At 68.4% G+C, this 5748-nt stretch carries 6 protein-coding genes; 1 reads left to right on the top strand and 5 read right to left on the bottom strand.

Annotated elements, in window-relative coordinates:
• Positions 1-176 precede the first annotated feature (176 nt).
• The gene (gene gpmI / locus P7D22_RS22130; RefSeq protein WP_319936418.1) at positions 177-1703 is read left to right on the top strand and encodes a 2,3-bisphosphoglycerate-independent phosphoglycerate mutase; all 1527 of its coding nucleotides are present in this window, start codon (positions 177-179) and stop codon (positions 1701-1703) included.
• A 28-nt stretch (positions 1704-1731) separates the two neighbouring features.
• On the opposite strand, the gene P7D22_RS22125 is transcribed toward gpmI, so the two are convergent.
• The 5 genes from P7D22_RS22125 to P7D22_RS22105 form a co-directional block, all read right to left on the bottom strand.
• Positions 1732-2604: a dienelactone hydrolase family protein gene (locus P7D22_RS22125; RefSeq protein WP_319936417.1), complete on the bottom strand. Its 873-nt coding sequence runs from the start codon at positions 2602-2604 to the stop codon at positions 1732-1734.
• 68 nt (positions 2605-2672) lie between these two features.
• Positions 2673-4007, bottom strand: a complete 1335-nt coding sequence (locus tag P7D22_RS22120; RefSeq protein WP_319936416.1) for a pilus assembly protein TadG-related protein — start codon at positions 4005-4007, stop codon at positions 2673-2675.
• Positions 4007-4549 (bottom strand): TadE/TadG family type IV pilus assembly protein, encoded by a 543-nt coding sequence (locus tag P7D22_RS22115; RefSeq protein ID WP_319936415.1) that lies wholly within the window; start codon positions 4547-4549, stop codon positions 4007-4009. The genes P7D22_RS22120 and P7D22_RS22115 overlap by 1 nt, the downstream gene beginning before the upstream one ends.
• Positions 4546-5112, bottom strand: a complete 567-nt coding sequence (locus tag P7D22_RS22110; RefSeq protein ID WP_319936414.1) for a TadE/TadG family type IV pilus assembly protein — start codon at positions 5110-5112, stop codon at positions 4546-4548. The genes P7D22_RS22115 and P7D22_RS22110 overlap by 4 nt, the downstream gene beginning before the upstream one ends.
• A gap of 77 nt (positions 5113-5189) precedes the next feature.
• Positions 5190-5748 (bottom strand): ATP-dependent helicase C-terminal domain-containing protein (locus tag P7D22_RS22105; protein ID WP_319936413.1); only part of this gene is annotated, 559 nt, incomplete at its 5' end.

Genomic DNA, 5748 nt, shown 5'->3' with positions numbered 1-5748 from the left:
TCGCGGGGCACGGCGGCCCGCAGGGCCTTGCCGGCGGCGATCCGGGCGGCCCGGGGCAGGTCGAGGGTGGGGGAGCGCGGCATGAAAACCCGTTGGGCGTGGAGCGTGCTGCGTTATATAGGCGCAAGCGGGCGCGGGCCGAGCCGCAGCCCTGCCGCCGATAAAGGACCTCGACGATGACCGACGCGCGCCGCCCCGCCATGCTGGTGATCCTCGATGGCTGGGGCCTGCGTGGCGAGGCCCACGACAATGCCGTGGCGCTGGCCCACACCCCCCATTACGACCGGCTGATCGCCGCCTCGCCGCATGCCATCCTGCAGCCGTCGGGTCACGATGTCGGGCTGCCGGACGGCCAGATGGGCAATTCCGAGGTCGGCCACCTCAACATCGGCGCCGGCCGCGTGGTGATGCAGGACCTGCCGCGCATCACCGCGGCGTCGGAAACGGGCGCGCTGGCGCTGTTGCCGCCGCTGCAGGACCTGATCACGGCCGTGAAGGCCACGGGCGGCCGCTGCCACCTCGTCGGCCTCGTGTCGCCCGGCGGCGTGCACGCCCACCAGAGCCACGCCGTGGCACTCGCCGAGGCGCTCGACGACGCCGAGGTGCCGGTGTTGTTTCACGTGATTACGGATGGGCGCGACACGCCGCCCGAGGCCGGCGCAGGCTACCTCGAAACCCTGCTCGAGGAACTGCCCGCCTCGGCCACGGTCGCCACCGTGTGCGGTCGCTATTTCGCCATGGACCGCGACAACCGTTGGGAGCGCGTCGCCAAGGCTTACGATTGCATCGTGGCCGGGCAGGGCGCCGCCGGCCGGGATCCGCTCGCGGTGGTGCGGCAGACCTATGGGGCGGGCACCGGCGGCGACGAATTCGTGGAGCCGACCGTTATCGGCAGTTACGACGGCATGCGGGACGGCGACGCGCTGATCTGCTTCAACTTCCGCGCCGACCGGGTGCGCGAGTTCCTGACGGCGCTGCTCGACCCCGGGTTCACCGGCTTCGCGGTGCCGCGCCGGCCGGTTCTCGCGGCGGCGGTCGGCATGACGTCCTATTCGACCGACCTCGACCGCCATCTCGCCACGTTGTTTCCGTCGCAGGACCTCACCAAGGTTTTGGGCGAGGTGGTGGCGGCGGCCGGCAAGACCCAGGTCCGCATGGCCGAAAGCGAGAAATACCCGCACGTCACCTATTTCCTCAACGGTGGCCGCGAGGAGCCCTATGCGGGCGAAGACCGCATTATGGTGCCGTCGCCCAAGGTGGCGACCTACGACCTGCAGCCCGAAATGTCGGCGCCCGAACTCACCGACAAGGCCGTGGCGGCGATCGTGTCGGGCCATTACGACCTGCTGGTGTTGAACTTCGCCAACCCGGACATGGTGGGCCACACGGGCGACCTCGCGGCGGTGATCAAGGCCGTCGAAGCGGTGGATATCGGTCTCGGCCGCATCGCCGACGCGATCGCCACCATGGGGGGCAGCCTGGTGGTGACGGCCGACCACGGCAATTGCGAGCTGATGAAGGACCCTGGAACCGGCGGTCCCCATACGGCCCACACCACCAACCCGGTGCCGGTGTTCCTGTATGGCCGGCCGGGCGCGCGGCTCCATGATGGGCGCTTGGCCGATCTCGCTCCGACGCTGTTGCAGCTGCTCGGCGTGCCGCAGCCGCCCGAGATGACCGGGCGCTCGCTGATCGAGGCGTGAGGCGGCCCGGCGGTCTTCGAGGTTCGCTTCAGCTCACCCCGTATTGCTTGAACCACGCCTGCGCCTTGGCCCAGGCGTCCTCGGCCGCGGGCTTGCGGTAGCTCGGGCGGTAGTCGGCGAAGAAGCCGTGCGGCGCATCGGGATACAGCTCGATGCGGGCGGGGCTGTGGCCTTCGGCGAGTTCGGCCCGCATCTGCGCGATCAGCGGTTCGGGGATGTTCTCGTCCTTGCCACCATAAAGGCCGAGCACGGGCGTGGTGATCGTCGTGCCGATGTCGACCGGGTTCTTCGGCTTGTTCGGCGACGTCGGGGCATGCTCGCCGCCGAGCAGGCCATAGAACGCGACGGCCGCCTTCATGTCCTTGTTGTGGGCCGCGTAAAGCCAGATCTGCCGGCCGCCCCAACAGAATCCGGTGGCGCCGAGGCGACCCGTATCGGCCGCGCCCGAGGCCTTGGCGAAGGCCACCGTGGCGTCGAGGTCGGACAAGACCTCAGCGTCCGGCACCTTGGGCACGATATCGGTGATGATGGTCTTGATGTCGGCTTTGGTGGCGTCGCCCTGCCGGGCGTAAAGGTCGGGCGCGATCGCGTAATAACCGAGCCGGGCGAAGCGGCGGCACACGTCCGTGATCCATTCATGCACGCCGAAGATCTCGTGGATCACCAGCATGGTCGGGAAGGGGCCGCCTGTGGCGGGCATGGCCCGATAGGCCGGGATGGTGCCGTCCGCCACCGGCACCTTCACTTCCCCGGCCACGAGGCCCGTGGCCGGGGTGGCGATGGTCTGGGCCGCCACCGGCCCCACCGCGAGCGCGAAGCCGGAGCCGAGGCTCGTCTTCAGGAAGGCGCGCCGCCCGGGCCGGGCCGTGATGGCGGGAAACGGGTTCGGGACGTCGGTCATCGGGCCTCACCAAACAGCTAGAACCCGCAGGGCAACACGGGTTTGCGGCGGAAGCGAGGGCGATGCCCTCACTGGGTCAGGTGGGGCGTGGTGACGGCCTTGTTGAACAGCAACTTCAGGGCGCCCGAAATATCGTCGCCGGTGTTCACCACGGTATAAAGCCCGGGGCTCGCGCAGGCCTCGAGCGTGGAGCCGATGGTGGACTGAAACGGCGCCACGTTGTTCGTGTAGAAGTTATTGGTCGGCAGTTTGTTGTAATAGGTATAAAGGACCGCGACCCTGATGCCGCGATTCTTGATCGACGTGCAGGTCGAGCCGCCTATGGCATAGATCTGGCGGCCGCTGTTGCTTTCGTCGGCGACCCCGTCGGTGACGATGAACAACACCTCCTGCGGGCTGTCGCCGGCGTTGTTGGTGCCGTTGCCCGGCGTCGGCAGGTTTCCGCTCATGGTCGCGATGCTGCTGGTCCAGCTCGTATCCATGTCGGTGTTCCTGACGGAGGCCGTCAGGTAGTTGTTCTTGTAGACCTGCAACATCTCGATATCGCCCGCCTTGCTCTTGGCGGCGCTGAGGTTCGACGTCAGCGTCACCGGGGTGGCGAGCTGGTAGTCGAAGGTCGAGATGGCGGCCCGGTAGGTGGCGCTGTTGCTGGTCGCCACGCTGGTGGCGTAATCCATCAGGTCCTGCGTCGCCTTGGTGACGAGATCCATGCGGATCGTCACACCGAGGTTCCGGGCCAGTTGGTAATTGTCGATGGTGTTCGGGTTGCCGAGGTTGTCGGCGGCCGGATTGCTTTCGTGGCACGCGAAGGCGCAGCCGGCGCCGTTGTCCTGCGACGGCGTCTTGGCCATCATGGTGGCGATGCCGTCCGTGGTGGCCGCGATCGCCATGGAAGGCGATGTGTCCAGCAGCAGGTAGAAATCGACGTTGGGCGCCGTGGCGGCACCCGCGGCCGCCGTGCCGCCGATCGCGATGGAGGCGCCGAGCATATTGGCGAAAACATTGGGCGAGGCCGCCGCATAGGTCACGGTGACGTTGCGCGAGGTGACGCCGTTGCTCGTGGTGTCCGTGACGCCGACGCTGAGCCCCGAGGACGAGAAGGCGATGTTGGGTGTGTTGTTGGCCTGAGCCATGAACAGGCTCGTGGCCGCAGCCTTGGCCACAGCGGCGGATTTGCCCATCATGGCCGGGGTGACGGCCGCCAGGGCCGCCGCATCGGCGACCCCGTTCAGTTTGCTGCGCTTGCGGGCCGCCGCCGCGTAGTCGAGTCCCATGCCGGCGCTGAACAACAGCGGCAGCGCCGTGAGGCTGAAGATCACCGCCACATTGGCGTCGCGCTGCCGAGCCAAGCGGCGCGCCGCCGTTATGGCGCCCGCGAGGGCCCGACCCAGGCGGTGCCGCATCAGCCCGAGACCGCCACGGTGGTGGACAGCCGGGGGTTCATATAGAGCGTGTCGGCCAGGGTCATCGCGGCGACGAAGCTGCTGCCGAAGCTCGGCACATAGGCGTAGCTGACCTGGCCGACGATCAGCGAGGCGCCCGCCTGGCCGGCGCCGCTGGCCAGCGGGAAGCTGCTGCCTTCCGGGAGCGCCGTGCCGTTGAGGGTGCGGCTCCAGGTGACGGTTGTCTTCGTGCCGGCCGCATCGGTGGTGACCTCGGACAGCACGATGGTCAGGTTGCTGGCGTCGAAGGGGGCCATCACCTGCGTGGAGGCGGCCAGGATGGCCTTGATCTCGCTCTCGGTCACCGTTGTGGAACGGCTGGTAAGGTCGGTGACGGTGCGGGTGGTGACCGTGACCTTGCGGGAGATCGCCAGGGCACGCGTATATTCGCCGCCGCCCATCAACAGCAGCAGGAAGATCGGCAGCACGCAGGCGAATTCGACCGCGCGCACGCCCGCCCGGCAGGCTGCGAAGCGCCTTAGCACGGCACCCGGCCACCTCATCGGTAGTTCTCTGTCTTCAACACCGCCGTCGAGATCAGCAGGCGCGTGGTGCTGGTGGCGTTGGCGAGGCCCGAGCCGAGCAGGTTGCCGACCACGGGCCACAGATACATCATCCGCAGCACGACGATATCGCCCGCCGATCCGAGATTGTAGTTCATGCTGGTCGTGATGGTGCCGGCGTCGCCGTAGGTGAGGGAGGGCGTGGCCGTCGCCGCGCTCGAAAAGGCCGAGGCGGTCTGCACATCGACGTAAAGAAGGCTGCAACTGTAAAGCGACGGCAGGCTGGCGCAGAGCGCTTGCTTGAATTGCGCCTGGGTCAGGCCCTTGGTCTGCGTCGTGCCGGTCAGGATTTGCCGGGCGGTGTCCTGGGTAAAGGATTCCAGGCCCTGCTGGGCGAAGAACATGATGAAGAACTGCAGGCCGAACAAAAGAACGGCCAGGAACGGCACCGACACCAGCGCGAATTCCACCGCAGTGGCGCCGCTCGTGTCGCAGGGAAAGCCCGCAAGGCGCCGCGAGGGCCCTTCCAGGTGTCGGGTCGACGGGATCGAAGGGGAAGACATCCCGGTCCTTCTGCCGCCGCCGGGTTAAAATTGATTTGTGAGGAACCCTACTGTCGTAGGGTAAGCTGAATCGAACCTTATGGGTCCCTCGGCTTCACCCGCGTCGTTGCGGCTGCGGCCGCGGGGTCGTCCGGCCAGGGGTGGCGCGGGTAGCGACCCTTCATTTCGGCCTTCACGGCCGCCCACGAGCCGGCCCAGAACCCGGGCAGGTCGCGGGTGATCTGGATCGGCCGGTGGGCTGGCGACAGCAGGGTGAGCACCAGGGCCACCCGGCCGCCCGCCAGCGCCGGGTGGCGCGACAGGCCGAACAGTTCCTGCACCCGCACCGCGATGGCGGGCCCGCCCTCGGCCGCATAATCGACCGGCAGCCGCGATCCCGTCGGGGCTTCGAAATGGGTGGGCGCTTCCGCATCGAGCCGCCGTTGCAGGGGATAAGGCAGCAGCGCCCGCACGGCCTCGCCGAGCAGGGGAGCGTCGAGCTCGGCCAGCCGGGTGCGGCCCGCACAGAACGGCGCCAGCCAAGCCTCGGCCGTGGTTTCCAGCGCCGCGTCGCTCAGGTCCGGCCAGGGCTCGCCCTCGGCGGCCCGCAGGAACGCGACGCGGTCGCGCCATTGCGCGGTGTCGCGCCCCCACGGC

This window comes from Lichenihabitans sp. Uapishka_5 (assembly GCF_033947565.1).
GTDB lineage: Bacteria > Pseudomonadota > Alphaproteobacteria > Rhizobiales > Beijerinckiaceae > Lichenihabitans.
This window is presented reverse-complemented; position numbering and strand designations above follow the sequence as displayed.

What these genes read in the sequence shown, in the direction of transcription:
- P7D22_RS22115 (WP_319936415.1), bottom strand. Translation starts at nt 4,549, where the DNA reads ATGAGGTGGCCGGGTGCCGTGCTAAGGCGCTTCGCAGCCTGCCGGGCG.
- P7D22_RS22120 (WP_319936416.1), bottom strand. Translation starts at nt 4,007, where the DNA reads ATGCGGCACCGCCTGGGTCGGGCCCTCGCGGGCGCCATAACGGCGGCG.
- P7D22_RS22125 (WP_319936417.1), bottom strand. Translation starts at nt 2,604, where the DNA reads ATGACCGACGTCCCGAACCCGTTTCCCGCCATCACGGCCCGGCCCGGG.
- P7D22_RS22110 (WP_319936414.1), bottom strand. Translation starts at nt 5,112, where the DNA reads ATGTCTTCCCCTTCGATCCCGTCGACCCGACACCTGGAAGGGCCCTCG.
- gpmI (WP_319936418.1), top strand. Translation starts at nt 177, where the DNA reads ATGACCGACGCGCGCCGCCCCGCCATGCTGGTGATCCTCGATGGCTGG.